22 protein-coding genes are annotated in these 24688 nt (G+C 69.7%); 10 read left to right on the top strand and 12 right to left on the bottom strand.

Going from position 1 to position 24688, the window contains the following annotated elements:
• Positions 1–213: 213 nt before the first annotated feature.
• The gene (locus OG524_RS16585; RefSeq protein ID WP_405390048.1) at positions 214–564 is read left to right on the top strand and encodes a WhiB family transcriptional regulator; all 351 of its coding nucleotides are present in this window, start codon (positions 214–216) and stop codon (positions 562–564) included.
• 43 nt (positions 565–607) lie between these two features.
• Here the strand turns inward: OG524_RS16585 and OG524_RS16580 are convergent, their stop codons facing one another.
• Positions 608–2104: an ArsA-related P-loop ATPase gene (locus tag OG524_RS16580; protein ID WP_405810832.1), complete on the bottom strand. Its 1497-nt coding sequence runs from the start codon at positions 2102–2104 to the stop codon at positions 608–610.
• Positions 2101–3132: an ArsA family ATPase gene (locus OG524_RS16575; RefSeq protein WP_405810830.1), complete on the bottom strand. Its 1032-nt coding sequence runs from the start codon at positions 3130–3132 to the stop codon at positions 2101–2103. The genes OG524_RS16580 and OG524_RS16575 overlap by 4 nt, the downstream gene beginning before the upstream one ends.
• A gap of 71 nt (positions 3133–3203) precedes the next feature.
• Between OG524_RS16575 and OG524_RS16570 the strand changes: the two genes are divergently transcribed.
• The 4 genes from OG524_RS16570 to OG524_RS16555 all read left to right on the top strand — a co-directional run bounded on the left by OG524_RS16570 (position 3204) and on the right by OG524_RS16555 (position 5733).
• The gene (locus tag OG524_RS16570; RefSeq protein WP_019992579.1) at positions 3204–3362 is read left to right on the top strand and encodes a DUF4177 domain-containing protein; all 159 of its coding nucleotides are present in this window, start codon (positions 3204–3206) and stop codon (positions 3360–3362) included.
• The gene (locus OG524_RS16565; RefSeq protein WP_056793365.1) at positions 3362–3832 is read left to right on the top strand and encodes a RidA family protein; all 471 of its coding nucleotides are present in this window, start codon (positions 3362–3364) and stop codon (positions 3830–3832) included. Before OG524_RS16570 ends, OG524_RS16565 begins: the two co-directional genes overlap by 1 nt.
• Before the next feature lie 159 nt (positions 3833–3991).
• Entirely contained in the window at positions 3992–4906 is a 915-nt protein-coding gene (locus OG524_RS16560) for an NUDIX hydrolase (RefSeq protein WP_405390051.1), read from the top strand.
• A complete protein-coding gene (locus tag OG524_RS16555; RefSeq protein ID WP_405390052.1) occupies positions 4903–5733 on the top strand; it encodes an MBL fold metallo-hydrolase in 831 nt (276 codons plus the stop codon). Before OG524_RS16560 ends, OG524_RS16555 begins: the two co-directional genes overlap by 4 nt.
• Before the next feature lie 87 nt (positions 5734–5820).
• Here OG524_RS16555 and OG524_RS16550 read toward each other — a convergent pair whose 3' ends face one another.
• Positions 5821–6495: a Crp/Fnr family transcriptional regulator gene (locus OG524_RS16550; RefSeq protein WP_014046869.1), complete on the bottom strand. Its 675-nt coding sequence runs from the start codon at positions 6493–6495 to the stop codon at positions 5821–5823.
• Between the two features lie 414 nt (positions 6496–6909).
• Here OG524_RS16550 and nth point away from each other — a divergent pair, with 414 nt between their 5' ends.
• The 3 genes from nth (at position 6910) to OG524_RS16535 (ending at position 9910) form a co-directional block, all read left to right on the top strand.
• A complete protein-coding gene (nth, locus tag OG524_RS16545; RefSeq protein ID WP_405812470.1) occupies positions 6910–7794 on the top strand; it encodes an endonuclease III in 885 nt (294 codons plus the stop codon).
• Positions 7795–7875: 81 nt separating this feature from the next.
• Positions 7876–8613 carry an NUDIX hydrolase gene (locus tag OG524_RS16540; protein ID WP_405810827.1) on the top strand — a complete coding sequence of 246 codons (738 nt, stop codon included), beginning with the start codon at positions 7876–7878 and terminating at the stop codon, positions 8611–8613.
• Between the two features lie 91 nt (positions 8614–8704).
• A complete protein-coding gene (locus tag OG524_RS16535; RefSeq protein ID WP_405390054.1) occupies positions 8705–9910 on the top strand; it encodes a MarP family serine protease in 1206 nt (401 codons plus the stop codon).
• A gap of 240 nt (positions 9911–10150) precedes the next feature.
• Here OG524_RS16535 and OG524_RS16530 read toward each other — a convergent pair whose 3' ends face one another.
• The 7 genes from OG524_RS16530 to OG524_RS16500 form a co-directional block, all read right to left on the bottom strand.
• The gene (locus OG524_RS16530; protein ID WP_405390055.1) at positions 10151–10354 is read right to left on the bottom strand and encodes a hypothetical protein; all 204 of its coding nucleotides are present in this window, start codon (positions 10352–10354) and stop codon (positions 10151–10153) included.
• Between the two features lie 104 nt (positions 10355–10458).
• The gene (locus OG524_RS16525) at positions 10459–11436 is read right to left on the bottom strand and encodes an alpha/beta fold hydrolase (RefSeq protein ID WP_405390056.1); all 978 of its coding nucleotides are present in this window, start codon (positions 11434–11436) and stop codon (positions 10459–10461) included.
• Positions 11433–11963 carry a phage holin family protein gene (locus OG524_RS16520; protein WP_405810824.1) on the bottom strand — a complete coding sequence of 177 codons (531 nt, stop codon included), beginning with the start codon at positions 11961–11963 and terminating at the stop codon, positions 11433–11435. Before OG524_RS16520 ends, OG524_RS16525 begins: the two co-directional genes overlap by 4 nt.
• 39 nt (positions 11964–12002) lie before the next feature.
• Complete coding sequence (gene nhaA, locus OG524_RS16515; RefSeq protein WP_405390058.1) at positions 12003–13403, bottom strand: Na+/H+ antiporter NhaA; 1401 nt, start codon at positions 13401–13403, stop codon at positions 12003–12005.
• Between the two features lie 308 nt (positions 13404–13711).
• Positions 13712–14566: a hypothetical protein gene (locus OG524_RS16510; protein ID WP_405810822.1), complete on the bottom strand. Its 855-nt coding sequence runs from the start codon at positions 14564–14566 to the stop codon at positions 13712–13714.
• Between the two features lie 145 nt (positions 14567–14711).
• A complete protein-coding gene (gene acs / locus OG524_RS16505) occupies positions 14712–16706 on the bottom strand; it encodes an acetate--CoA ligase (RefSeq protein WP_405810820.1) in 1995 nt (664 codons plus the stop codon).
• 154 nt (positions 16707–16860) lie between these two features.
• The gene (locus OG524_RS16500) at positions 16861–19440 is read right to left on the bottom strand and encodes a SulP family inorganic anion transporter (RefSeq protein ID WP_405390064.1); all 2580 of its coding nucleotides are present in this window, start codon (positions 19438–19440) and stop codon (positions 16861–16863) included.
• 284 nt (positions 19441–19724) lie between these two features.
• Here OG524_RS16500 and OG524_RS16495 point away from each other — a divergent pair, with 284 nt between their 5' ends.
• Complete coding sequence (locus OG524_RS16495; RefSeq protein WP_405390065.1) at positions 19725–21032, top strand: hypothetical protein; 1308 nt, start codon at positions 19725–19727, stop codon at positions 21030–21032.
• Between the two features lie 100 nt (positions 21033–21132).
• Here the strand turns inward: OG524_RS16495 and OG524_RS16490 are convergent, their stop codons facing one another.
• Positions 21133–22128, bottom strand: a complete 996-nt coding sequence (locus tag OG524_RS16490; RefSeq protein WP_405390066.1) for an ATP-binding protein — start codon at positions 22126–22128, stop codon at positions 21133–21135.
• 102 nt (positions 22129–22230) lie between these two features.
• Here OG524_RS16490 and OG524_RS16485 point away from each other — a divergent pair, with 102 nt between their 5' ends.
• A complete protein-coding gene (locus OG524_RS16485; protein WP_405810817.1) occupies positions 22231–23055 on the top strand; it encodes an oxidoreductase in 825 nt (274 codons plus the stop codon).
• Positions 23056–23507: 452 nt separating this feature from the next.
• Here the strand turns inward: OG524_RS16485 and OG524_RS16480 are convergent, their stop codons facing one another.
• A complete protein-coding gene (locus tag OG524_RS16480; RefSeq protein WP_405390068.1) occupies positions 23508–24347 on the bottom strand; it encodes an HAD family hydrolase in 840 nt (279 codons plus the stop codon).
• Positions 24348–24688 lie beyond the last annotated feature (341 nt).

Below are 24688 nucleotides of genomic sequence, written 5' to 3'. Positions count from 1 at the left end.
TCCTGTCCCGATTCCATCGGGATAGTCACGTATGTCCTTGCCTCACTCCCCTGGGTGATCTGCCGCCTACGCATAGTCCGTTCGGGCCATTCAAGATTGGGCCCGAAGGGGGTGTTGCGCTGTGCCTGCCTTCCGTAACGTCCTCAACTGGCAGCGGTGAATATGCCGCTGTCGCCGTGGGGGAGCCTCGATTCGGGAGAGGACGGCGCCGGCATGGGCTGGGTAACCGACTGGAGTGCGCAGGCAGCCTGCCGCACTACCGATCCGGATGAATTGTTCGTACAAGGGGCAGCGCAGAACAGGGCCAAGGCGGTGTGCACCGGTTGCCCGGTGCGGACCGAGTGCCTGGCCGATGCGCTGGACAATCGCGTCGAGTTCGGCGTGTGGGGCGGAATGACGGAGCGGGAGCGCCGCGCACTGTTGCGCCGACGGCCCACCGTCACGTCCTGGCGCCGCCTGCTGGAGACCGCGCGCAGTGAGTACGAGCGGTCCACGGGCATGCTGCCCGCAGCGGTGGGCCTGGACGACGACGAGCTGCACGGGACGTACGCCGCCGTGGGGTAGACCCGCGTGGGGCGACCCCGCGAGGAGGAGCCCGGCGTCGGTCCTACGCGGCTCCGGCCGGAGCGGAACCGGTCGCGAGTCGTTCCCCGATGGCCCGAAGGCCCGAGAGGTCGTGCACATCACCGGGGAGCGCGGCCACCTCGGTCACCAGGACCTCGGGGTGGAGCGCGGTGAAGCGGTCGCGTGTGTGCTGCTCGCGCGCGACGACCTGCATCCGCTCGGCGTGCAGCCGCAGCAGACCGGCGGTCAGCTGATCGACGGACACGTCGGGAACGGTGACGGGTACGGCTGTGGTGCCCTCGTCCTCTTCGGTGTGGGTGGGGGGCCCGGACGGGTCAGGCGACTTTCGGTCATGCGGCTCGGGGTCGTGCTGTTCGGGGACAGGCGATTTCCGGTCGTGCGGCTCGTCGACGAGCGGCTTCGGGGGGTGCGGCTCGTGCGAAGCGGAATCGTGCGAATGCGAAGTGGGATCGTGCGGTGTCGGCTCGTCGCTGTGCTCGGGGGAGAGCGGTGACTCGGGGGCTTCGGGAGAGGTGACGGCCGCCGGGTCCGCCGGGTCACAAAGGCCAGCCTTCCCGGCCGTCTGATCCACAATGCCGACGCCTTCAAGATTTTCTGCGGCGGCCAGTGCCCGCTCCGCGGAGAGCCGTGCGGCCTCGCTGCCGTGCACCCGGTTGAGGACCAGCCCGGCCAGCGGCATCTCCTCCGCGGCCAGCCGTTCCACGAAGTACGCGGCCTCACGCAGCGCGTCCCGCTCAGGCGTAGCGACCACGAGGAACGCCGTGCCGGGGGCCTGGAGCAGCTTGTACGTGGCATCGGCCCGGGTGCGGAATCCGCCGAACATGGAGTCCATCGCCGCGACGAAGGTCTGTACGTCACGGAGGAACTGCCCGCCGAGCAGCTTGCCGAGCGTTCCCGTCATCATCGACATGCCGACATTCAGGAACTTCATGCCGGCCCGTCCGCCGATCTTCGCCGGTGCGATCAGCAGCCGGATGAATTTCCCGTCGAGGAACGAGCCGAGACGTTTCGGCGCGTCCAGGAAGTCCAGTGCGGACCGGGACGGCGGGGTGTCGACGATGATCAGGTCCCACTCGTCGCGCGCCCTCAGCTGCCCCAGCTTCTCCATCGCCATGTACTCCTGCGTGCCCGCGAAACCGGCCGACAGGGACTGGTAGAAGGGGTTCTCCAGGATCGCGCGGGCCCGCTCGGCGTCGGTGTGCGCCTCGACGGTCTCGTCGAAGGTGCGCTTCATGTCGAGCATCATGGCGTGGAGTTCGCCGTCGCCACCGATGCCCTCGACCCGGCGCGGGATGTTGTCGAGCCGGTCGATGCCCATGGACTGGGCGAGCCGGCGGGCCGGGTCGATGGTGAGGACGACGACCTTGCGGCCGCGCTCGGCCGCCCGTACACCGAGCGCCGCGGCGGTCGTGGTCTTGCCGACTCCACCCGATCCGCAGCACACGACGATCCGGATACCCGGGTCGTCGAGGAGCGCGTCGGTGTCCAGCCCCGGTGCGATGTCCGTGCCCAGTGTCATGACCCCACCCCTTGTCCGGAACGCGGCGCGCCCCCCGCGGATCCCTGCCCCGCCGCGTCCGCCGTGTCGTCGCCCACACCCTGTTTACGGAACTCCGTCGCCAGGTCGTACAGCGCGGACAGGCTCACGCCCTCGCCCATGAGCGGCAGCTCGACGGTCGGCAGCCCGAGCCCGGCCAGCACCGCACGCTGCTCGCGTTCCAGGCCCACCCGCTGGGCGTGCTCGGCGGCCTGCTCGACCAGCGGCCGTACGAGGCCGGCCGAGCCCGTCACGCCCGACCTGGTCAGCGCCTTCGCGATCTCCCTGCGACGGCCCCCGGACGCCGTGCGCAGCGCGTCCTCGTCCAGCAGGTGCGGTCGCACCATGTTCACGACGACGCGTCCCACGGGCAGGTCCGCGGCCCGCAGTTCCGCGATGCCGTCGGCCGTCTCCTGGACCGGCATCTCCTCCAGGAGCGTCACCAGGTGGACCGCCGTCTCGGGGGACTTCAGGACCCGCATCACGGCCTGCGCCTGATTGTGTATCGGGCCGATCCGGGCCAGCCCCGCCACCTCGTCGTTCACGTTGAGGAAGCGGGTGATGCGGCCGGTGGGCGGGGCGTCCATGATCACGTGGTCGTAGACGAACCTGCCCTGCTTGTCCTTGCGGCGCACGGCCTCGCAGGCCTTGCCGGTCAGCAGGACGTCCCGGACACCGGGCGCGATGGTGGTGGCGAAGTCGATCGCGCCGAGCTTCTTCAGTGCCCGGCCGGCGCTGCCCAGCTTGTAGAACATCTGGAGGTAGTCCAGGAGCGCGCGCTCGGCGTCGATCGCCAGCGCGTGGACCTCCCCGCCGCCCGGCGCCACGGCGATCCTGCGCTCCTCGTACGGGAGGGCCTCGGACTCGAAGAGCTGGGCGATGCCCTGTCTGCCCTCGACCTCGACGAGGAGAGTGCGCCTGCCCTCGGTCGCGAGGGCGAGCGCGAGTGCGGCGGCGACCGTGGTCTTACCGGTACCGCCCTTGCCGCTGACGACCTGGAACCTGCTCACGTCTTCGAGCCTAACCAGTCGGCAGGCAGGCTACGCACGAGGCCGCATGTGCCAGGCATTACAGTCGGCTCATGACCAAGTGGGAATACGCGACCGTGCCCCTTCTCGTGCACGCGACCAAGCAGATTCTGGACACCTGGGGCGAGGACGGCTGGGAGCTGGTCCAGGTCGTTCCCGGCCCGAACAACCCCGAGCAGCTCGTGGCCTACCTGAAGCGGGAGAAGCCGTAGTGGCGGGCGCCGTCGAGGCGAAGCTCGCCGAGCTCGGCCTGACGCTCCCGGGCGTCGTCCCGCCGCTGGCCTCGTACCAGCCGGCCGTGCGGTCCGGGGTGTACGTGTACACCTCCGGCCAGCTGCCGATGGTGGACGGCAAGCTCGCGGTGACGGGCAAGGTCGGCGCCGAGGTGACGGCGGACGAGGCCAAGGAACTGGCGAAGACCTGCGCGCTGAACGCGCTGGCGGCCGTGAAGTCGGTCGCCGGTGACCTGGACCGGATCGCCCGGGTCGTGAAGGTCGTGGGCTTCGTCGCCTCGGCCTCCGACTTCACCGGGCAGCCGGGCGTGGTCAACGGCGCGAGCGAGCTGCTGGGCGCGGTCCTGGGCGACAAGGGCGTGCACGCGCGGAGCGCCGTGGGCGTCGCAGTACTGCCGCTGGACGCACCGGTGGAGATCGAGGTCCAGGTCGAGCTCGTCGAGGCCTGAGTCCGTACCTTCCGTCGAATCGCTGATCCCGCCCGGTCCTCCGTGACCGGGCGGGATCATGCGTGCCGGGATCATGCGTGCCGGGATCATGCGTGTACGGGGCACCAACAAGGCCGTGCGTCCCTCGAACATCGCCGCGGTTCCGGATAGCCTCCGGCCATGTCCAACGGTCAGTGGTACCCACCGGAATGGCCCGCCCGGATCAGGGCCCTCGCCAGCGGCGAGCTGACAGCCGTGACGCCCAGGCGGGCGGCCACGGTGATGCTGCTGCGGGACGACCCGTCCGGGGCGGGAACCCCGGGTCCCGCCGTCCACATGCTGCGCCGGCGCACCTCCATGGCCTTTGCCGGGGGCGCGTACGCCTATCCGGGTGGCGGGGTCGACCCACGCGACGACGACCACCTCGTCGAGTGGGCGGGACCGTCCCTGGAGACCTGGGCGGAGCGGCTGGGCGTCGACACCGTCGCCGAGGCGCAGGCCGTCGTCTGCGCCGCGGTCCGCGAGACGTACGAGGAGGCGGGCGTCCTGCTGGCCGGGCCCACCGCGGACACCGTCGTGACCGACACCACGGGCGCCGACTGGGAGGCCGACCGCGAGGCACTCGTCGCCCGCGAGCTGTCCTTCGCCGGTTTCCTCGACCGCCGGGGCCTGGTGCTGCGCTCCGACCTGCTGGGCGCGTGGGCCCGCTGGATCACCCCGGCGTTCGAACCGCGCCGCTACGACACCTGGTTCTTCGTCGCCGCGCTCCCGGAGGGCCAGCGCACCCGGAACGCCTCCACGGAGGCAGACCGTACGGTCTGGATCCGGCCCGCCGAGGCCGCGGAACGCTACGACCTGGGTGAACTGCTGATGATGCCGCCCACCGTGGCCACGCTGCGGGCGCTGAGCCCGTACGGGACGGCCGCCGAGGCGCTGAAGGCAGCGGATTCCCAGAACCTCACCCCCGTGCTGGCAGAGGCCCGTATGGAGGGCGACGAGCTGGTGCTGAGCTGGCCGGGGCACGACGAGTTCACCAAACACATCCCCTCCGCCCCGGGCGGCACCCCCGCCGACGTGGAAGACGGCACCGCATGAGCGACGCGGCGGCACTGCCCGGACAGCCCCGCGGCGGGGTGCTCTCCGGCCCCGCCACCACCCGTACGGTCAACGTTCTGGCGCCCAACGCCTCGGCGATGACACTGGACGGCACCAACACGTGGATCGTCGCGGAGCCGGACTCCGGCCTCGCGGTCGTGATCGACCCGGGGCCGCTCGACGACACCCATCTGCGGGCCGTCATCGACACCGCGGAGCGGGCCGGGCGGCGCGTCGGCCTCACCCTGCTCACCCACGGCCACCCCGACCACGCGGAGGGCGCGGCGCGTTTCGCCGAGCTCACGCGCACGAAGGTGCGCGCCCTGGACGCGGCACTGCGCCTCGGGGACGAGGGCCTGACGGCGGGGGACGTCATCACCACCGGAGGGCTCGAACTCCGGGTGGTCCCCACCCCGGGGCACACCGCGGACTCGCTCTCCTTCCACCTGCCCGCCGACCGGGCCGTACTGACGGGCGACACGATCCTCGGGCGCGGCACAACCCTCGTCGCGCACCCGGACGGCCGGCTCGGCGACTACCTGGACACGCTGCGGCGGCTGCGCTCGCTGACCGTCGACGACGGGGTGCAAACGGTGCTTCCCGGGCACGGGCCGGTCCTGGAGGACGCCCAGGGCGCCGTCGAGTACTACCTCGCCCACCGTGCGCACCGTCTCGCCCAGATCGAGACGGCGGTGGAGGCCGGACACCGGACGGCCGCCGAGGTCGTGGCGGCGGTGTACGCGGACGTGGACCGTTCGCTGTGGCCGGCGGCGGAACTGTCCGTACGGGCCCAGCTGGAGTACCTGACCGAGCACGGCCTGATCTGAGGCACGGCTCGCACGGCCGCCGCCCCCGGACACGCGAAGGGCCCCACCGCACGGTGGGGCCCTTTCGCCGAGCTACGGGACAGGGCGTCAGCGGGACCGCTTCGCCAGCCGTTCCACGTCCAGCAGGATCACGGCCCGGGCCTCGAGCCGCAGCCAGCCACGGCCCGCGAAGTCCGCGAGGGCCTTGTTGACCGTCTCGCGGGAGGCACCGACCAGCTGGGCCAGCTCTTCCTGGGTCAGGTCGTGCACCACGTGGATGCCCTCCTCCGACTGGACGCCGAAGCGGCGCGACAGGTCGAGGAGCGCGCGGGCGACACGGCCCGGCACGTCGGAGAAGACCAGGTCGGACATCTGGTCGTTGGTCTTGCGCAGCCTGCGGGCGACGGCCCGCAGCAGCGCGGTGGCCACCTCGGGACGGGCGTTCAGCCAGGGCTGGAGGTCGCCGTGACCGAGGCCGAGGAGCTTGACCTCGGTGAGCGCCGTCGCGGTCGCGGTGCGCGGGCCCGGGTCGAAGAGCGACAGCTCACCGATGAGCTCGCCGGGGCCGAGGACGGCCAGCATGTTCTCCCGGCCGTCGGGGGAGGTGCGGTGGAGCTTCACCTTGCCCTCGGTGACCACGTACAGGCGGTCGCCCGGGTCACCCTCGTGGAACAGCGCGTCACCGCGTGCGAGGGTCACCTCACTCATCGAGGCGCGGAGCTCCGCGGCCTGCTCATCATCGAGCGCCGCGAAAAGCGGGGCGCGCCGCAGAACGTCGTCCACGAGTTCTCTCCTTGTCGGCCTGTTCAGGGAAGCGTGGTCCCCATGATGCCGGACGGTAAAACAGTGCGATCGATCACAAACCAGTTTGACGCACGAGCGTGCCGGACCCTACGGCAGGGGCCGATCAGGCGTGGATACGCGGTGACCGGGGCGGATGTCAGCCGCTGGCTCTAGGCTGGCCAGATGTCCGGAACGCCGGTGAGAGCGCAGGCAGAGGGGGCTGATGGGGTGTCGGAAGACGGGAATTCCGCTGTGGGCGAACAGCCTGGGCGGGGCCGGAGAAATGCGACAGAACGACCTGCGGGAGGGTCGGCCGGGTCCGCCGAGCCGAATGCGCGGGAAACCGGTGCGACTCGGGCCCGGACGGTTGGGAAGTCCGCGAAGAAGTCCGTGAAGAAGTCCGTGAAGAAGTACGTGACGGAGACCGCGAAGAAGACGGCGACGGAGCCCGGGACCGGGGCCGGCACGGCGAGGAAGGCCGCGAAGAAGACGACGGCCAAGCCCGCGACCGGGGCCGCGAAGAAGCCCGGGAAGCCGGAATCGCATCTGGCCATGGTCCGTCGTGCCCGCCGGATCAACCGCGAGCTCGCCGAGATCTATCCGTACGCCCACCCCGAGCTGGACTTCCGTAATCCGTTCGAGCTCCTGGTCGCCACGGTGCTCTCCGCGCAGACCACCGACCTGAGGGTCAACCAGACCACCCCCGCGCTCTTCGCCGCCTACCCGACCCCCGAGGACATGGCCGCCGCCGCCCCTGAGGAACTGGAGGCGATCATCAGGCCGACCGGGTTCTTCCGCGCCAAGGCGCGGTCCCTGATGGGGCTGTCGGCGTCCCTCCGGGACAATTTCGGGGGCGAGGTCCCGGGCCGACTCGCGGATCTCGTGACCCTGCCCGGCGTCGGCCGCAAGACGGCCAACGTCGTGCTCGGCAACGCGTTCGGCGTGCCCGGCATCACCGTGGACACCCACTTCGGCCGACTGGTCCGCCGCTGGAAGTGGACCGAGCAGGAGGACCCGGAGAAAGTCGAGGCGGAGGTCGCCGAGATCTTCCCGAAGAGCGAGTGGACGATGCTCTCGCACCGCGTCGTCTTCCACGGCCGCCGCATCTGCCACTCCCGCAAGCCGGCCTGCGGGGCCTGTCCGATCGCCCCGCTCTGCCCGGCGTACGGCGAGGGCGAGACGGACCCCGAGAAGGCCAGGAAGCTCCTGAAGTACGAGATGGGCGGCTATCCGGGCCAGCGGCTCAGCCCGCCCCCGGACTACCCCGGCAGTCCGGCCCCGCCACTGGGAGCCGGATGAACGACACCACTCCCACGGGTGGTGTACGGGCCGCGCGGAACGAAATCGCCGACGACAGGCGTTGGAACGACGGGGGTGCCCATGACGCATGCACAGAGCACACGGGCCGCGAGGGACGCGGCCACCACAGGGACGAGCGCGCCCCACGACACCGCGATCACCGTCACCACCGACGGACTGCCCGGCTGGCTCGACCCCGTCGCCCGTGCGGCGCGGAGTGTCCGGGCCCAGCAGCTCAGCAGGTTCCTGCCGCCCGAGAGCGGCGCCGGACGCCAGTCCGCGGTGCTGATCCTCTTCGGTGAGGGTGAGCGCGGCCCCGAGCTGCTGCTGATGGAGCGCTCCAGTTCCCTGCGCTCCCACGCGGGCCAGCCCTCCTTCCCCGGAGGCTCCCTCGATCCCGAGGACGGCGACCGCGCCACCACCGGACCGCTCAGGGCCGCGCTGCGGGAGGCCGAGGAGGAGACCGGGCTCGATCCGGGCGGCGTCCAGATCTTCGGCGTGCTGCCCCGGCTCTACATCCCGGTCAGCAGCTTCGTCGTCACGCCCGTCCTCGGCTGGTGGCGGGAGCCGAGCCCGGTGGGAGTGGTCGATCCGGCCGAGACCGCCAGGGTCTTCACCGTCCCCGTGGCGGATCTCACGGATCCGGCCAACCGCACGACGGCCGTCCATCCGAGCGGGCACCGAGGCCCGGCATTTCTGGTCGAATCCGCACTCGTATGGGGCTTCACGGCTGGTGTGATCGACCGGATCATCCACTACGCGGGGTGGGAACGCTCCTGGGACCGGACCAAGCAGGTGCCGCTCGACTGGCGCGCATGACAGGCTGACTCCCGTGCTGCGCTGTTCCGGGTCTGGCCCGGACCCCGTCGAACCGGACGGGCCAGGTGACGAATCTGCGAGGCTATAGACGGTGAACGTGCTGGACATCCTGCTGCTGGTCGGTGCCGTGTGGTTCGCGGTCATCGGCTACCGCCAGGGTTTCGTCGTCGGGATCCTGTCCGTGATCGGCTTCCTCGGGGGCGGCCTCGTCGCCGTCTACCTGCTGCCGGTGATCTGGGACCAGCTGACCGACGGATCGGAAGTCTCCTCCACCGCAGCGATCGTCGCGGTCGTGATCGTGATCGTCTGCGCCTCCGTGGGCCAGGCCTTCACCACCCACCTGGGCAACAAACTCCGCAGATACATCACGTGGTCGCCGGCGCGCGCCCTGGACGCCACCGGCGGTTCCCTGGTGAACGTGGTGGCCATGCTGCTCGTTGCCTGGCTGATCGGTTCCGCGCTCGCGGGCACGACCCTGCCGACGCTCGGCAAGGAGGTCCGCAGCTCCTCGGTCCTGCTAGGGGTCTCCCGGGTGATGCCCGATCAGGCCTCCAACTGGTTCACGGACTTCTCCTCGGTCCTCGCGCAGAACGGCTTCCCGCAGGTCTTCAGCCCGTTCGCCAACGAGCCCATCACCGAGGTCAAGGCCCCTGACCCGGCCCTGGCCGGCAGCCCCGTCGCCGCCCGCGCCAAGAAGTCCATCGTCAAGGTCGTCGGCATGGCACCGGGCTGCGGGAAGGTCCTCGAAGGCACCGGTTTCGTCTTCTCGGACCGCCGCGTGATGACCAACGCCCATGTGGTGGGCGGCGTCGACGAGCCGACCGTCCAGATCGGCGGCGAGGGCCGGCTGTACGACGCGAAGGTCGTCCTCTACGACTGGGCGCGGGACATCGCGGTCCTCGACGTCCCGGACCTCGACGCGGAGCCGCTGCGCTTCACGGACACCGACAACGACGCGGAGAGCGGTGACGGCGCGATCGTCGCCGGCTTCCCGGAGAACGGCGCCTACGACGTACGCTCCGCGCGCATCCGCGGCCGCATCGACGCCGACGGTCCGGACATCTACCACCGGGGCACCGTGCAGCGCGATGTGTACTCGCTGTTCGCGACCGTCCGCCAGGGCAACTCCGGCGGCCCGCTGCTCACTCCGGACGGCAAGGTGTACGGAGTGGTGTTCGCGAAGTCGCTCGACGACCCGGACACGGGATACGCGTTGACGGCCGACGAGATCCGTGAGGACATCGAGCTCGGCGGGTCCGCAGCGCAGCAGGTCGACAGCCAGGGCTGCGCGCTCTAGGGGCGTCCACAGGGTCCCGACGGCCGCGACGCCCGGCAGCACACATCCGAGCCGCGCTGTCCGGTCCGTACCTGAGCCGCGCTGCCCGGCGCGCATTCGATCAGCGACGCCCGGAGTTCCTGTAGGCCCGCCACACCTTGGCGGCTTCCGCGCCGGGATGCGGGGGACGGGCCACGTACGGCCCCGCTTCCTCAGAGGCCGCGAGGTCCGTGCGTGGCGTTCCGGACGAGGGTCGCCGCGTCAGCCGCGGGGATGGCGCAGCCGCGCCGAGACCCAGCGGGCCCGGCGGTGGAGGATGCGCGGAATGCCCAGCCGGAGACCATGAGAATCACTCACATCATGCACCCGGCTCACGGAGCCGTCCCCCTCATGAGAGCTCTGACCAGCAGAATCGGTCGAGCGGTGGTTGTGTGCTGCGTCATTGAAGTCGCGCGTCCAGCCCATACCCCGACGTTTGCCCGTGACCCAAGGTCGGTAATCGCGCGCGAGTCAGCCAATTGGCTTATGCGGCAGGCAATTGGCTGTTCGTCGGACACCTGTGCCCCCGGTTACCGGTCGGGCTCGGGATCCTTGAGCCAGCTGATGAGTTCGGTCGAGAAACCGGCCGGATCCTCCTCGTGGGGGAAGTGCCCCAGACCGTCGAAAAGTCGCCACCGATACGGTGCCTCGACGTACTCGCCCGACCCCGCGGAGCTACGGGTCCGGACAGCCGGGTCGAGCGAACCGTGCAGGTGCAGCGTAGGGACGCGCACCGGGCGTTTCATCCGGCGGTTGAACTGGATGCCGTCCGGACGCGCCAGGGAGCGCACCATCCAGCGGTACGGCTCGATCGCGCAGTGCGCCGTCGACGGGATGCACATCGCACGCCGGTAGACGTCCACCGTCCCGTCGTCGGGGAAGTCCGCGGTGCGCGGCCCCGACCAGTCCCGGATGAGTCTGCCGACCAACGCCGCGTCGTCCGCGACGAGCTGACGCTCCGGAACCCACGGCCGCTGAAATCCCCAGATGTGCGAACCGGCCCGGGACTGCGCGAGGTCGGAGAGCATCGAGGACCGCCAGCGACGCGGATGCGGCATCGAGGACACCACGAGCCGCCGCACCAGCTTCGGCCGCATGACGGCGGCCGTCCACGCGAGATAGCCGCCCATGTCGTGACCGACCAGTGCCGCGTCCGGCTCGCCGAGCGAGCGGATCACACCGGTGACGTCGAGGGCCAGGTTGGCGGGGTCGTACCCCCGGGGCGTGCGGTCGCTGCCGCCGACGCCGCGAAGGTCCATCGCGACCGCGCGGAACCCGGCGTCGGCCAGCGCGGTGAGCTGGTGGCGCCAGGTCCACCAGAACTGCGGGAAACCGTGCAGCAGCAGCACCAGCGGCCCGTCGCCGAGCTCGGCGATGTGGAAGCGCGCACCGTTGGCGGCCACGTCGCGGTGGGTCCAGGGGCCGTCGAGACGTACGGGACCGCCGGAACCGGCAGCCGGTCCTACCGGTCCGGCCCGGTTGGGCGCGTTGACATCGGGGTCGGTCATGTGGACGAGCGTGCCACAGAGGCCGCCCTGTCCTGGACCGGACGGTTCTCGATGGCCTTGTCCACGAGCGTGCCGCCCTGTGTCCGGCCGATCGCACCCGCAGTGACGGCGGGCCGGGGATGCGGCTTGACGCCCTGCAGGACCGCGGCGGTCTGCTTGGCCGAAGCGATGGACTTCTCCGGCGGCTTGACCTTCTTGAACTTGGCGATGGCGATCAGGGCGAGCAGGCCCGCCAGCAGGATGAACGCCAGGCCGACGATGCCGAAGCACCAGGCGAGCCCGAGCCCCGACGTGTGGATCCAGTAGGCGGCCGCGAAGCTCAGCACGGGCAGCGAGAACAGGATCAGCACACCCGCGACGATGAACACCACGCTGCCGATCACGCCGCGCTTGACGTCCTGGCGCACCTCGGCCTTGGCCAGGGCGATCTCGTCGTGCACCAGCGCGGACATCTCTGCCGTCGCCGAGGCGAACAGCTGGCCGATACTACGGTCGGTGCCGCCCGCGTAGTTGCCGGGGTCGCTCATCCCTGACTCCCTCTCCTCTTCCGTACATCCGATGTCAGATCATGCCGGACTGTCCGGCTTGCTGCTCGCTGCCCCCGTCAGTTCGGCAAGGCGGCGATGCTCGGCGGCCTTCCGCTCGTAGATGGCGGCCATGCGCAGGTGGTACTGCGGGTCGTCCTGCTCGTAGACGTCCGGCACACCCGATTCGTCCTCGTCCCGCTCCTCCGCCTCGTACAGGGCTCTGTATCTGCGTACCCGGAGTCTGAGCAGTACACCGGAGAGTACGGCGGCGATCAGGGATCCGAGGAGGACCGCGGCCTTGACCTCGTTGATCATGTCCTCGTCGCCGGCGAAGGCGAGCTCTCCGATGAGCAGCGAAACGGTGAATCCGATACCGGCGAGGGTGGCGACCGCGAAGACATCGGCCCAGGCCAGATCCTTGTTGAGCTCTGCCTTGGTGAAGCGGGTGACGAGCCAGGTACCGCCGAAGATCCCGATGGTCTTGCCGACCACCAGGCCGAGAACCACACCGAGCGTTTCGGGCCGGGTGAATACGCCCGCCAGGGCGTCGCCATTGAGAGTGACACCGGCCGAGAAGAGCGCGAACAGCGGCACCGCGAGGCCGGCCGACAGCGGACGCACCAGGTGCTCGATGTGCTCACCGGGGGAGTGCGCCTCGCCCTCGCGCCGGGTGCACCGGAGCATGAGGCCCATGGCGACGCCGGCGATCGTGGCGTGGACACCGCTGTTGTACATCAGGCCCCAGATGACCAGGGCGAGCGGAACGTAGACGTACCAGCCCCGGACCCCCGTGCGCAGCAGCACGTAGAAGACGACCAGGCCGGCGACGGCCCCGCCGAGCGCCAGGAAGTCGATGTCCTCGGTGAAGAAGACCGCGATGATCAGGATCGCGAACAGGTCGTCGACGACCGCGAGCGTGAGGAGGAAAGCGCGCAGTGCCGCCGGCAGCGAGGTGCCGATCACCGCCAGGACGGCGAGGGCGAACGCGATGTCCGTCGCGGTGGGAACGGCCCAGCCGGCCGTGGAACCGCCGCCGAGCACCGCGGTCAGCGCGTAGACGACGGCGGGTACGGCCATTCCGCACAGTGCGGCGGCGACGGGCAGGGCCGCCGCCCTGGGGTCACGCAGTTCGCCCGCGACCAGCTCGCGCTTCAGCTCGACGCCCGCGACGAAGAAGAAGACCGCGAGCAGGCCGTCGGCCGCCCAGTGGGCCACGGAGAGGTTGAGCCCCAGGCTCTCGGGACCGAAGTGGAAATGGCTGACGGACGCGTAACCGGAGTCGAAGGTGTTCGCCCAGATCAGTGCCGTGACGGCCGCGACCAGCAGGAGGATGCCGCCGACCGTCTCGGTGCGCAGGGCATCGGCGACGTAGTTCCGCTCGGGCAGTGGCAGACGGCCGAGCAGGGTGCGGCGGGAGGGAGGGGGGACGGGCGCGGCCACGTGGTGGACCTCCGGGTCGGGTACGGCTGCGACGGCATGACAGTTACACGTGCCGACCAGACTTCCCGGCGCCCCTGTGGAGTTCTCTTTGTGGAGTTGTCACTGACGCACTCATGTGCCAGATGACGAAGCCACCACTCTACCCGGGGCGCCGGGGAACAGATCCGGACATCTACCCGGATCAGGGTCCGTCGCTCGTCGACGCCGGCCGCAGAACAAGCATCGTCGCCGCCCGCCCGGGCGGCACCCGGAGCGTTGCCGGGCGCCCCTCGGAGCCGTACGAGGAGCAGGCCGTCAGCCGGGCCCCGTCAGCCGGGCAGGCACACGTTGTCCCACTTGGTGTTGCGCTCCGGCCGGACACCGGTCTGGACGAGCGGCCCGATGCGCTGACCGGAACAGCCGTCGCTCTCCGTCCGGCCGCAGGCCAGCCGGTACTGCGGCCCCCAGACCCCGTCCCCGTTCCACTTGGCCATTTCCGGGCCGCACACCGGGCACGGGTCGTACGGCCCGTCCGGGACCTTCCGCACCGGGTGCAGGAATGTCCTCGGCTCGAAGAAGACCACCTGCAGGGACCGGCTTTCCACCGCCTGCCGGGGCAGGGAAAGGCCGTAGTGCTCCCCCAGGACCCGGTGGATGTCCGCATCGTCGGGGATGAACAGCTCCCCGTCGTCGGGGTCGCCGGGGTCGTCCTCGTTCTCACTCGCGACGACCCGGCCCAGGCCCACCTCGTCGGCCGGGCGACGGGTGAGGGGATGGTTCTCCTGGCCTTCGCCGACCTCGCCCCCGTGGTACGACCAGTCGTGCTCGCCGTCGACGGTCAACCCGATGATGCCCGGGCCCATCATCGTGTCCTCGATCGAGACGGCCGTGCAGCTGGACCACATGCGGCGCAGAGCCGCGTGCCGGTACCACTCGTGCGCGGCACCCGGCGGTTCGATGGCGAACGCCCAGCCGGTGCCGGTCTCGCCGAGCATCGCACTGGCCGGCAGCGTCCCGAACGGAGCGGCCGCGTCGAGGCGTCCGAACGTGTCCGCGTCCATGACGGTGTCGGGGTCCCCGCCGATCATCCACGCCAGCTCCTGGTGGGTGACGCCGCGCACGAACGTCACGGCGTAGTCCTCGCCGAGCACGCCGCTCATCCATCCGATGCCGTGATCGCTCATGCCGGGCACCGTATCCGGGCCCGAACCGACAATCGGCGCCCGGCCACGGCAGGCGTGGGGTCCACCCGTCCGCCCGCACCTCGACCGCGGGCACGGGATAGGACCGAAGCCCCCGCAAGGGCGGGGGCTTCGGTCCTACGGTCGGCTAGGCCGGGTCGGCGGGCTTCAGACTGTCTGCGATGCGCCGCACGCTGTCCGAATCCGTGAGCGTGGTGACATCGCCCAGCTCGCGGTTCTCGGCGACATCGCGCAGCAGGCGCCGCATGATCTTGCCCGAGCGGGTCTTCGGCAGCTCGGCCACCGGCAGCACCCTCTTGGGCTTGGCGATCGGGCCGAGTGTGGCACCGACGTGGTTGCGCAGTTCGGCGACCAGCTCTTCCGAGGCGGTAGCCGTGCCCCGCAGTATCACGAACGCGACGATGGCCTGACCGGTCGTCTCGTCGTTCGCGCCGACCACGGCCGCCTCGGCGACCGCCGGGTGCGACACGAGGGCCGACTCGACCTCGGTGGTCGAGATGTTGTGCCCGGAGACGAGCATGACGTCGTCGACCCGGCCGAGGAGCCAGATGTCGCCGTCCTCGTCCTTCTTGGCGCCGTCGCCCGCGAAGTACTTGCCTTCGAAGCGCGACCAGTAGGTGTCGATGAAACGCTGGTCGTCGCCCCAGATGGTGCGGAGCATCGACGGCCAGGGCTCGGTGAGGACGAGATAGCCGCCCCCGCCGTCCGGTACCTCCCGGGCCTCGTCGTCCACGACGGTGGCGGAGATACCGGGCAGGGCCCGCTGCGCCGAACCGGGCTTGGCCGCCGTGACCCCGGGGAGCGGCGAGATCATCATCGCGCCGGTCTCGGTCTGCCACCAGGTGTCCACGACCGGGCAGTTGTCGGCACCGATGTGCTTCCGATACCACATCCATGCCTCGGGGTTGATCGGCTCGCCGACCGAACCGAGGACCCGGAGGGACGACAGGTCGAACTTGGCGGGGATGTCGTCCCCCCACTTCATGAACGTACGGATCGCGGTCGGCGCGGTGTAGAGGATCGTGACGCCGTACTTCTGGACGATCTCCCAGAAGCGCCCCTGATGCGGGGTGTCGGGCGTCCCCTCGTACATGACCTGGGTCGCGCCGTTGGCCAGCGGCCCGTAGACGATGTACGAGTGTCCCGTCACCCAGCCGATGTCGGCGGTGCACCAGTAGACGTCGGACTCGGGCTTGAGGTCGAAGACCGCGTGGTGCGTGTACGCCGTCTGCGTGAGGTACCCGCCGGAGGTGTGCAGGATGCCCTTCGGCTTACCCGTGGTGCCCGAGGTGTAGAGGATGAAGAGCGGGTGCTCCGCCTCGAAGGCCTCGGGGGTGTGCTCGGCCGACTGCCGGGCCGTGATCTCATGCCACCAGACGTCCCGGCCCTCGGTCCACGCCGTGTCCTGGCCGGTGCGCCGGACCACGAGGACGTGCTCGATGCTGTCGATGCGCGAGACGGCGTCGTCCACGGCCGGCTTGAGCGCGGACGCCTTGCCCTTGCGGTAGCCGCCGTCGGCGGTGATGACGACCTTGGCTTCCGCGTCCCGGATACGGGCGGCGATGGCGTCCGCGGAGAAGCCCCCGAAGACCACCGAATGCGCGGCACCGATGCGGGCGCAGGCCAGCATCGCGATCGCGGCCTCCGGGATCATCGGAAGATAGACCGCGACCCGGTCACCCTTGACCACGCCGAGTTCGGTGAGGGCATTGGCGGCGCGGGAGACCTCGTCCTTCAGCTCCGCGTAGGTGATCGCACGGCTGTCGCCGGGCTCGCCCTCGAAGTGGATGGCGACCCGGTCGCCGTTGCCCGCCTCGACATGGCGGTCCACGCAGTTGTACGCGACGTTGAGCTCGCCGTCCGCGAACCACTTCGCGAAGGGCGGGTTGCTCCAGTCGAGCGTCTCGGTCGGCTCCGTGGCCCAGGTCAGGCGACGGGCCTGCTCGGCCCAGAAGCCCAGCCGGTCCGCATTGGCCTGCTCGTACGCCTCCACTGTCACGTTGGCGTTCGCGGCCAGATCGGCAGGCGGTGCGAACCGCCGCTCCTCCTTGAGCAGATTGGCCAGGCTTTCGTTGCTCACGACATCTCCCATTCCCAGGGTGTCCGTTGTGTCCCGGGGCATAGCTCATCAGTCCGCAGGCCGGGTGACAAGTGTCTGCCGGGAATTGGTTTAGACCTGTGTTTCGTGTATAGGGGCACACGCCCCGCTTCCGCAAGCATGTGGTGCGTTGCGGAAGCGGGACCACAAGGTCTCACGGACCGGGGGCTCGTACGGTTCAGGCGCCGACCACCGTGTCGGGGGCTGTGCGAAGGACTTCGGGACAGGGGTACGCGCCGGAGTGGACGCCGGAACCGATGCCGAACCCGCTGCCCGGCCGTGTGCTCCGTACCGTGCCGGGCTCCGTGCCGGGCTCCTCGCCGGGGGCGACGCGGGCGAAGACCTCGTCGGGGCCGGTACCCGAACTGGCGCCTTCAGTCAGCAGATAGGCCTGGGCCTCGCCCACATGGAAGTACATGCCGTGCAGCTGCAACGTGCCCGCCGCGAGCCGACGGGCCACCGAGTCGTGTGCCCGCAGGTGCTCCAACTGCTGGACCACGTTGGTCAGGCAGAGCTGCTCCACCGCATCGGTGGGCAGCCGACCGGAGATCCGCGCCCAGGAGTGATCGCGGGAACCCATACGCTCCAGGCTCGGCAGACCGTGCCGCAGCCAGCGCCACAGCGGGGTACGAGGGGCCTCCGTCTCGGGTGCGGCACCCAGCAGGGCCTGCATGGCCCCGCATCCCGAGTGTCCGCAGACGGTGATGGACTCGACCTCCAGCACATCCACCGCGTACTCGATCGCGGCGGCCACCGAGTCGTCATTGCTCACAGCGCCCCCGGTGTCCGGCGGCGGTACAAGGTTGCCGACATTCCGTACCGTGAAGAGGTCGCCGGGCCCGCTCGCGGTGATCATGCTGGTGACCAGGCGGGAGTCGGCACAGGTGATGAACAGCTGAGAGGGCTGCTGGCCCTCGGTCGCCAGCCGGGCAAGCTCCTCGCGCACCAGAGGAGCGGTGGTGCGCTGAAAGGAACTGAGGCCACTGAGCAGCCGATGAGCACCCTGCCGGCCCGCTCCTGCGCCCGACGAGACGGCGGGAGGGACGACGGCGACCGCTGAGCCGGTGGCTGCGGCCGTATCGGTACGTCCGGTCTTGTCGTGGCAGTGGTGGTTGCGCCACGGCGTCCACGGACGACAGCAGGAGTGCGCGGCCGACGAAGGCTCGCCGATCCGGCCGCCCGAGCGCCCGGTGAAGACGATCCGCCCACCCAGGGCGGTCTGTGCCGTACGCCACTCCTGAATCGCCTCGTACGCCGCGTGGTCCATGAAGAACCCGTCCAACTCGACGACGGCGTCGGCTCCTTGCGGGAGCCCTCCGAGCAGTCGGCTGAGCCGGGGGACTGCCAGGAAGGTCAACTGACCGCGGACGGTCACCAGATACCCGCCGTCCCGCTCCGACACCGTGATCCGGGTGCGGGCGAGCCGGTGCAGGGCCACGCCCACCGCGACGACGATGCCGATCGCCACACCCTCAAGAACACCAGCGGTGATCACGCCGGTGATCGTGGCTCCGTACACCAGGAATTCGCGATGCCTGTGGACATTGCGGATGTGCGCGAAGCTGACCATCTGGATGCCGACGACCATCACCAGGGCGGCGAGCGCCGCCAGCGGGATCCACTCCAGGACCGTGACCAGCATGACCGCGGCGAGCAGCACCCACACGCCGTGCAGCACCGTGGAGGCGCGGCTCGTCGCTCCGGCTCGTACGTTCGCCGAACTGCGTACCGCTCCACCGGAGACGGGGAGCCCGCCGAAGAGTCCGGCCAGCGCGTTGGCCGCCCCCTGGGCGCGCAACTCCCGGTCGAGATCGGAGCGCTTGACCGGCACGTGCGGTGTCGCACCACCGTCCCTGTGCTGGACCGCTGTCCGGTCGGCGGTCAGCTTGTCCACGGCGACGGAGGCGAGGAGGGATTCCAGGCTCGCCACAAGCATGACCGTGAACACGGCGGTGGCCAGGGCGGCCACCGGTCCCTGAGGCAGCTCGGGCAGGGCGTGCGAACGCCAGGACGGCAGGTCGACCCGGGCGATACCGGGTGCCGCCGCGGCGGCCACGGCGGTCGCGATGGCCACGGCCGCGAGCGCGGCCGGAATCCGGCGGAGGCCCGAGCCGATGCGTCCGGGCATCCGTGGCCACAGGACGAGAACCGCGATGGTCAGGACGCCGATGAGCGGGGCGGCCGGACTGAGCCGGTCCAACAGGGCGGGCAGGGCGCGGACGTTGTCGAGGACCGAGCTCTGCGGGAACCCGCCGAGCATGATGTGCAGCTGGGCCAGCGCGATGGCCACGCCGATGCCGGCGAGTGTGCCGTGCACGATGGCGGGGCTGACGGCGAGGGCACTGCGGGCCGCTCTCAACGAGCCGAGCAGGATCTGCAACAGGCCGGCGCCGATGGTGATCGCGCAGGTGGTGCGCCAGCCGTAGATCTGGATCAACTCGGCTGTGACCACGGTCAGCCCGGCGGAGGGGCCGCTGACCTGGAGGGGTGTGCCGCCGAGCAGACCGGCGACGATGCCGCCGATGACCGCGGAAACCAGCCCGGCTGCGAGCGGGGCGTCCATGGCGACGGCGAGACCGAGCGACATGGGGACGGCGATCAGGAAAACGGTGAGGGACGCGGACAGGTCGGCGCCCGCGATACGGAGGCGGCGGCCGCCCGGAGGCGGCGGACTGTGCGGACGCTTGATTCCCGAGGCGCGGGGAGGGCGCGAACTGCGGGATGAACGGTCGTTTCGGGCAGGGACGCAGGCAGACATGTTCCCGTCTCCTCCGGGGCAGCGCGGTCGCGGAATGTGAGTGACGCGGCCGTGGGTCACGGCGTGCAGCGGCGGGATTTCTCAACTCTCGGTAAATGAATCGTAATGGAGAGTAAAGAATGGTGTCCATGTTTTCGAGCAAATAGAGTATTGAATCACTCATTCAAGTGAATAAGCATCTTTTCATCTGTCTTGTCGTACTGATTCCTCGCAACTGCGTGCGACGTTGACCGCGCCTCGTCGGCACTTCAACGCACGACTCCTGCAAGGAAGAGGGTGGACGGATGATGGCCGCCACGAAGAGGATCGCCCTGGGCGCCGTGGCCACAGCACTGGTTGTCGGCCTGGCGGGCTGCTCCGGTGCAGGCTCCGGAACCACTGGGAAGGAGGCGGTGCCCGGTAAGGAGGAGCACTCCCCGGCGGCGGCGCCCAAGGGTGCGGTCAAGCTCATCGGTGACGGGTCCACCGCCTTCACCGGGGTCCAGCCGAAGCTCCCCGTGGCAAAGCGCCTGAAGCCCGGCCAGAAGCCGCCACAGTTCGTGGTGTTCTCCTGGGACGGTGCAGGGGAGGACAGTCAGAAGCTCTTCTCGCACTTCCGTGGAGTCGCGAAGAAGTACAACGCGAACATGACGTACTTCCTCAGCGGTGTGTACCTGCTCCCGGAAGACAAGAAGGCGCTCTACGCGCCGCCCCAGCATGCGGCGGGACGCTCCGACATCGGGTTTAACGACACCGAGGGCATCCGCGACACGCTGACGGAACTGCGTGCCGCCTGGCTGGACGGCAATGAGATCGGCACCCATTTCAACGGGCACTTCTGCGGGCCGGACGGAGGTGTCGGAACCTGGTCGGTCGAGGAGTGGAAGAGCGAGATCGCCCAGGCGAAGGCTTTCGTGAAGAACTGGAAGACCAACGCTCCTGCCCTCAAGGCCGAAGCGCCCCTGCCCTTCGACTACGACAACGAACTGGTCGGCGCCCGAACCCCCTGCCTGGAGGGGCAGAAGAACATGGTCGCGGCGGCGCGGACCATGGGCTTCCGCTACGACTCCAGCGGTATCGGCAACCAGGTGTGGCCTGCGAAGAAGGACGGTGTCTGGGACCTCCCGCTCCAACTCGTCCCGGTCCCGGGCCGAGCCTTCGAGACGCTCTCGATGGACTACAACTTCATGTTCAACCAGTCCGGCACGACGCAGGGGGACCCGGGCCGCCACACCTACTGGGGCAACCAGATGAGGGACGGTCTGCTCCAGGCGTTCGACCGCGCGTACAACGGGAACCGGGCTCCGCTGATCATCGGCAACCACTTCGAGTCCTGGAACGGTGGCACGTACATGCGTGCCATTGAGGAGACCATCAAGACGGTGTGTACCCAGAAGGACGTGCGCTGTGTCTCCTTCCGGCAGCTGGCCGACTGGCTCGACGCACAGGGCCCGGCGACGCTCGCCAGACTCGGAACGCTGAAGGTCGGGCAGAAGCCCGAGCAGGGCTGGTCGGCCTTCCTGGCCGGGACGGCTCCGGGCAAGCCCGCCGACAGCCCCGTGCCCGCCAGGCCGGCGGACCAGCCGGCGGCCAACGGCGCGGACGCGGACTAGCCACCACCGTCCGGCTTCGGGGGTGCGGCCCGGCGCCGGCCCCGGGGCGTACCGGCGCCGGCCCCGGGGCGTACCGGCTGGTCATGAACGAGCTGGCCGGTCAGGCCGGCTGGGCGGCGCCGGAGTCGGCGCAGTGCTCATTCAGTACGAAGGCCGGGTCGACCTGGGCAGCCAGGTCGGCGCCCGTCTTCTCGTTGCCCCAGCTCTCCGCGTTCTTCAGATGGAAATGCACCATCTGCTGCGTGTAGCGCTCCCAGTCGCGGTGCTCGTAGGAGTCCTCCGCGGCGTCCTGTAGGGCTTGCAGGGCCATTCGGTTGTCCGCCTCCAGCAGCTCGAACGGGGCCGGCCTGCCCTTTTCCATGGTGCGGACCCAGTCCGACTGGCCGACTCCGACCAGCAGGTCGTCGCCGACCTCCGCGCGCAGGAAGTCGAGATCGTCCTGACCCTGAACCTTGTTGCCCACCACCTTCAGGGCGACGCCGAAGTCCCGCGCGTACTCCTTGTACTGGCGGTAGACGGAGACGCCCTTCCGGGTCGGCTCGGCGACCAGGAACGTCATGTCGAACCGGGTGAACATCCCTGACGCGAACGAGTCCGATCCCGCTGTCATGTCCACCACTACGTAGTCGTCCGGGCCGTCCACGAGGTGGTTGAGGCAGAGCTCCACCGCTCCGACCTTGGAGTGGTAGCAGGCCACCCCCAGATCGGACTCGGTGAACGGGCCCGTGACCATCAGCCGGATGTCCCCGTCGTCCAGGTGCACCGTGCGCGCGCAGGCGTCGTAGACCGGGTTGTCCTCACGGACGCGCAGCAGTCGTGAGCCCTCGCCCGGCGGCGTCGTCTTGATCATCGTCTCGGTGGATGTGATGCGGGGGTTGGTGCCGCGCAGGTAGTCCTTGATGAGGTGCAGCCGGGCGCCCATGGCGGGCAGTGCGGCGGCTTCCTTCTCGTCGAGGCCGAGAGCGGCCCCGAGGTGCTGGTTGATGTCGGCGTCCACCGCGACGACATGGGCTTCATTGGCAGCGAGGTGGCGGATGAAGAGCGAGGACAGCGTTGTCTTGCCGCTGCCGCCCTTCCCCACGAAAGCGATCTTCATGTTCACCTAGGGTAGCGGTGTCATTGCTCAGTGCTGTCACGCTTCGTGAAGAAGACCACTCCCGGACGGCATCCGGGCGGGGTGCGCGTAGCCTCCCTACCTATGAGTACGACTTCCTCGGACCCGCTTTCCGCCCTGGGTGCACTGCCAGGGGTGACCGACGCGGTGGACTCCGTACGCAAGGCCGTGGACCGGGTCTACGGTCACCGGGTCATGCGGCGGCGAAGCAACGAGGTCACCGCGGAGGCGGCCCTGCGTGGCGCCCGCGGTTCGGCGGCGCTCTCGGGCGCGGACTGGAATCTCGAGGAGGTGCGCCGGCGCACCGACTTCAGTGGCGAGGACGAGGCGCGCATCGTCGGGGCGGCTTTGAGGCTGACGGCGGAGGCGGGGCAACTCCTCTCCATCTGGCGGCAGTCCCCGCTGCGGGTCCTGGCCCGGCTGCATCTGGTGGCGGCCGGCGGGGCGACCCCTGACGATGCCGTCGGCCGGCCCCGGCTGGCGGGTGAACCGGTCGACGAGCCGTTGGTCGAGGCGCCGCTTCCGGATGCCGGCGAGGTGGCCGGGAGGCTTGAAGGGCTGTCGCAGCTGATCATCGCCGGGAGTGCGGCGCCCGCGCTGGTGATGGCCGCGATCGTGCACGGTGAACTGCTGGCTCTGCGGCCCTTCGGCTCGCACAACGGTCTGGTCGCCCGGACCGCCGAGCGCATCGTGCTGATCGGCAGTGGGCTCGATCCGAAGTCGATCTGCCCTGCCGAGGTGGGACACGCGGAACAGGGGCGAGCGGCCTACGTCGAGGCTTTCGAGGGCTACCTCTCGGGGAAGCCTGAAGGTATGGCGGCCTGGATCGCACATTGCGGGCGCTCGGTGGAGCTGGGCGTCAGGGAGTCGACGGCGGTCTGCGAGGCGCTGCAGCGCGGCGCGGCCTAGGCGGGAAACGGTGCGGCGGCAGATCTGTCGCGGTGTCTGAGTCGCGGTGCCGGAAAGGGTTGCGGCGGTACCGGATCCGGTACCGCCGCTGGCATGTCCGCCCAGTTACCAAGCGTCCTCGATATATGCCCATCAGGTTGGGTTCTTTGCCCGTCACCTGGTGCGGCTGGCCCGTAATCGACGGGTCGACGTCGCGTGGGTGCTCGGCTTTCATGCGCGGTCCGTGGGGCCGTCTGTGCGTGTAAAGGTGATCCTCTCGGATGTCCTTGGTCTCGCGGGCCGTTGAGTCCTTTGTACTCCAGGACCGGTGGTAGTGGAAGCCCTGGCCGCACTTCTTTACTTTTAGGTTCAAATAGGTATGGATCGGATGCCGTCGGGCGGGTTCGGCTGCTCGGTCGTTCGGCTGGAGCCGTGACGGTCGGGGCCTTGGTGTGCAGGAGCTGCCGGACGTGTCAGGTGGTGAGTGCGGCGGCGCGGCGACGGTTGGCGTACCAGACGAGTCCGGCTGTCAGGGCCGCTGCACCCACTGCCGCGGCGGCCACGAGTGCCGGGCGCGGAGGCATGGAGAACGCGGGCAGGCGCTGCTTGAGGCGGACCGGGCGGTCGAAGACGAGAATCGGCCATTCCCGGAGGGTGGCCTCACGCCTGAGCGCCCGGTCCGGGTTGACCGCATACGGATGGCCGACGGACTCCAGCATCGGCACGTCGGTGGCGGAGTCGCTGTAGGCGTAGCAGCGCGAAAGGTCGTACCCCTCCGACGCGGCAAGAGCCTTCACGGCCTCGGCCTTCGTGGGCCCGTAGGCGTAGTACTCGATCTCGCCGGTGAAGCAGCCGTCGTCGCCGACCACCATCCGTGTCGCGACGACCCGGTCGGCGCCGAGCAGCTCGCCGATCGGCTCGACAACTTCCGCGCCCGAGGTCGACACGATGACGACATCACGCCCGGCGGTGTGATGTTCCTCGATGAGGGTCGCGGCCTCGTCGTAAATGATCGGGTCGATCAGATCGTGCAGAGTCTCGGCGACGAGCTCCTTGACCTGCTGGACGTTCCATCCCTTGCAGAGCGCAGAGAGATATTCACGCATCCGCTCCATCTGGTCGTGATCGGCGCCTCCGGCGAGGAACACGAACTGTGTGTACGCGGTGCGCAGTACGGCACGGCGGTTGATCAGCCCGCCTTGGTAGAAGGACTTGCTGAAGGTCAGTGTCGAAGACTTCGCAATGACCGTCTTGTCCAGGTCAAAGAAGGCTGCTGTACGCGGCGAGAAGCAGTTTTCCACAAAGGTGAGCATAGGGGCCCACCATTCGGCGTAAACCCCGGCGGGTGGGTTTGCCTGAGGAAGCGCTCGGGTACACCATGGAAGTCACGGATCGTTCGCGACCGTGCTAACCCGGTCCGACTCCTCCCCCCCCCCCCCCGAGTCGGCCGTGGGGACGACCCCCGCTCTCCCCCCCGGCGGGGGTCGTCGCATGTCCGGACGCGGTTCTTCCCTCCGGAATCAAGGGGCCTCCTTCCTCTCTCGGCCGTGCCGGCCGATTCTGCCGTGGACTCACCCGAGCATGACTCGTCACGGTGTGTAGCGGAAGGGCTGCGCTCCGAATGTCGCCTGTACGAGCTACCGAGATATTCACA

Source organism: Streptomyces sp. NBC_01520 (assembly GCF_045040375.1).
In the GTDB taxonomy this organism is placed as follows: domain Bacteria; phylum Actinomycetota; class Actinomycetes; order Streptomycetales; family Streptomycetaceae; genus Streptomyces.
The sequence above is the reverse complement of the archived record's forward strand: the minus strand, read 5'-3'. Positions and strand labels throughout refer to the sequence as shown.

Coding starts and splice junctions, on each gene's coding strand:
- OG524_RS16510 (WP_405810822.1), bottom strand. CDS start 14,566: ATGAGCGATCACGGCATCGGATGGATGAGCGGCGTGCTCGGCGAGGAC.
- OG524_RS16495 (WP_405390065.1), top strand. CDS start 19,725: ATGATGGCCGCCACGAAGAGGATCGCCCTGGGCGCCGTGGCCACAGCA.
- OG524_RS16485 (WP_405810817.1), top strand. CDS start 22,231: ATGAGTACGACTTCCTCGGACCCGCTTTCCGCCCTGGGTGCACTGCCA.
- OG524_RS16540 (WP_405810827.1), top strand. CDS start 7,876: ATGACGCATGCACAGAGCACACGGGCCGCGAGGGACGCGGCCACCACA.
- OG524_RS16480 (WP_405390068.1), bottom strand. CDS start 24,347: ATGCTCACCTTTGTGGAAAACTGCTTCTCGCCGCGTACAGCAGCCTTC.
- OG524_RS16490 (WP_405390066.1), bottom strand. CDS start 22,128: ATGAAGATCGCTTTCGTGGGGAAGGGCGGCAGCGGCAAGACAACGCTG.
- OG524_RS16555 (WP_405390052.1), top strand. CDS start 4,903: ATGAGCGACGCGGCGGCACTGCCCGGACAGCCCCGCGGCGGGGTGCTC.
- acs (WP_405810820.1), bottom strand. CDS start 16,706: ATGCCCCGGGACACAACGGACACCCTGGGAATGGGAGATGTCGTGAGC.
- OG524_RS16530 (WP_405390055.1), bottom strand. CDS start 10,354: ATGGGCTGGACGCGCGACTTCAATGACGCAGCACACAACCACCGCTCG.
- OG524_RS16500 (WP_405390064.1), bottom strand. CDS start 19,440: ATGTCTGCCTGCGTCCCTGCCCGAAACGACCGTTCATCCCGCAGTTCG.
- OG524_RS16525 (WP_405390056.1), bottom strand. CDS start 11,436: ATGACCGACCCCGATGTCAACGCGCCCAACCGGGCCGGACCGGTAGGA.
- OG524_RS16585 (WP_405390048.1), top strand. CDS start 214: ATGGGCTGGGTAACCGACTGGAGTGCGCAGGCAGCCTGCCGCACTACC.
- OG524_RS16560 (WP_405390051.1), top strand. CDS start 3,992: ATGTCCAACGGTCAGTGGTACCCACCGGAATGGCCCGCCCGGATCAGG.
- OG524_RS16570 (WP_019992579.1), top strand. CDS start 3,204: ATGACCAAGTGGGAATACGCGACCGTGCCCCTTCTCGTGCACGCGACC.
- OG524_RS16520 (WP_405810824.1), bottom strand. CDS start 11,963: ATGAGCGACCCCGGCAACTACGCGGGCGGCACCGACCGTAGTATCGGC.
- OG524_RS16580 (WP_405810832.1), bottom strand. CDS start 2,104: ATGACACTGGGCACGGACATCGCACCGGGGCTGGACACCGACGCGCTC.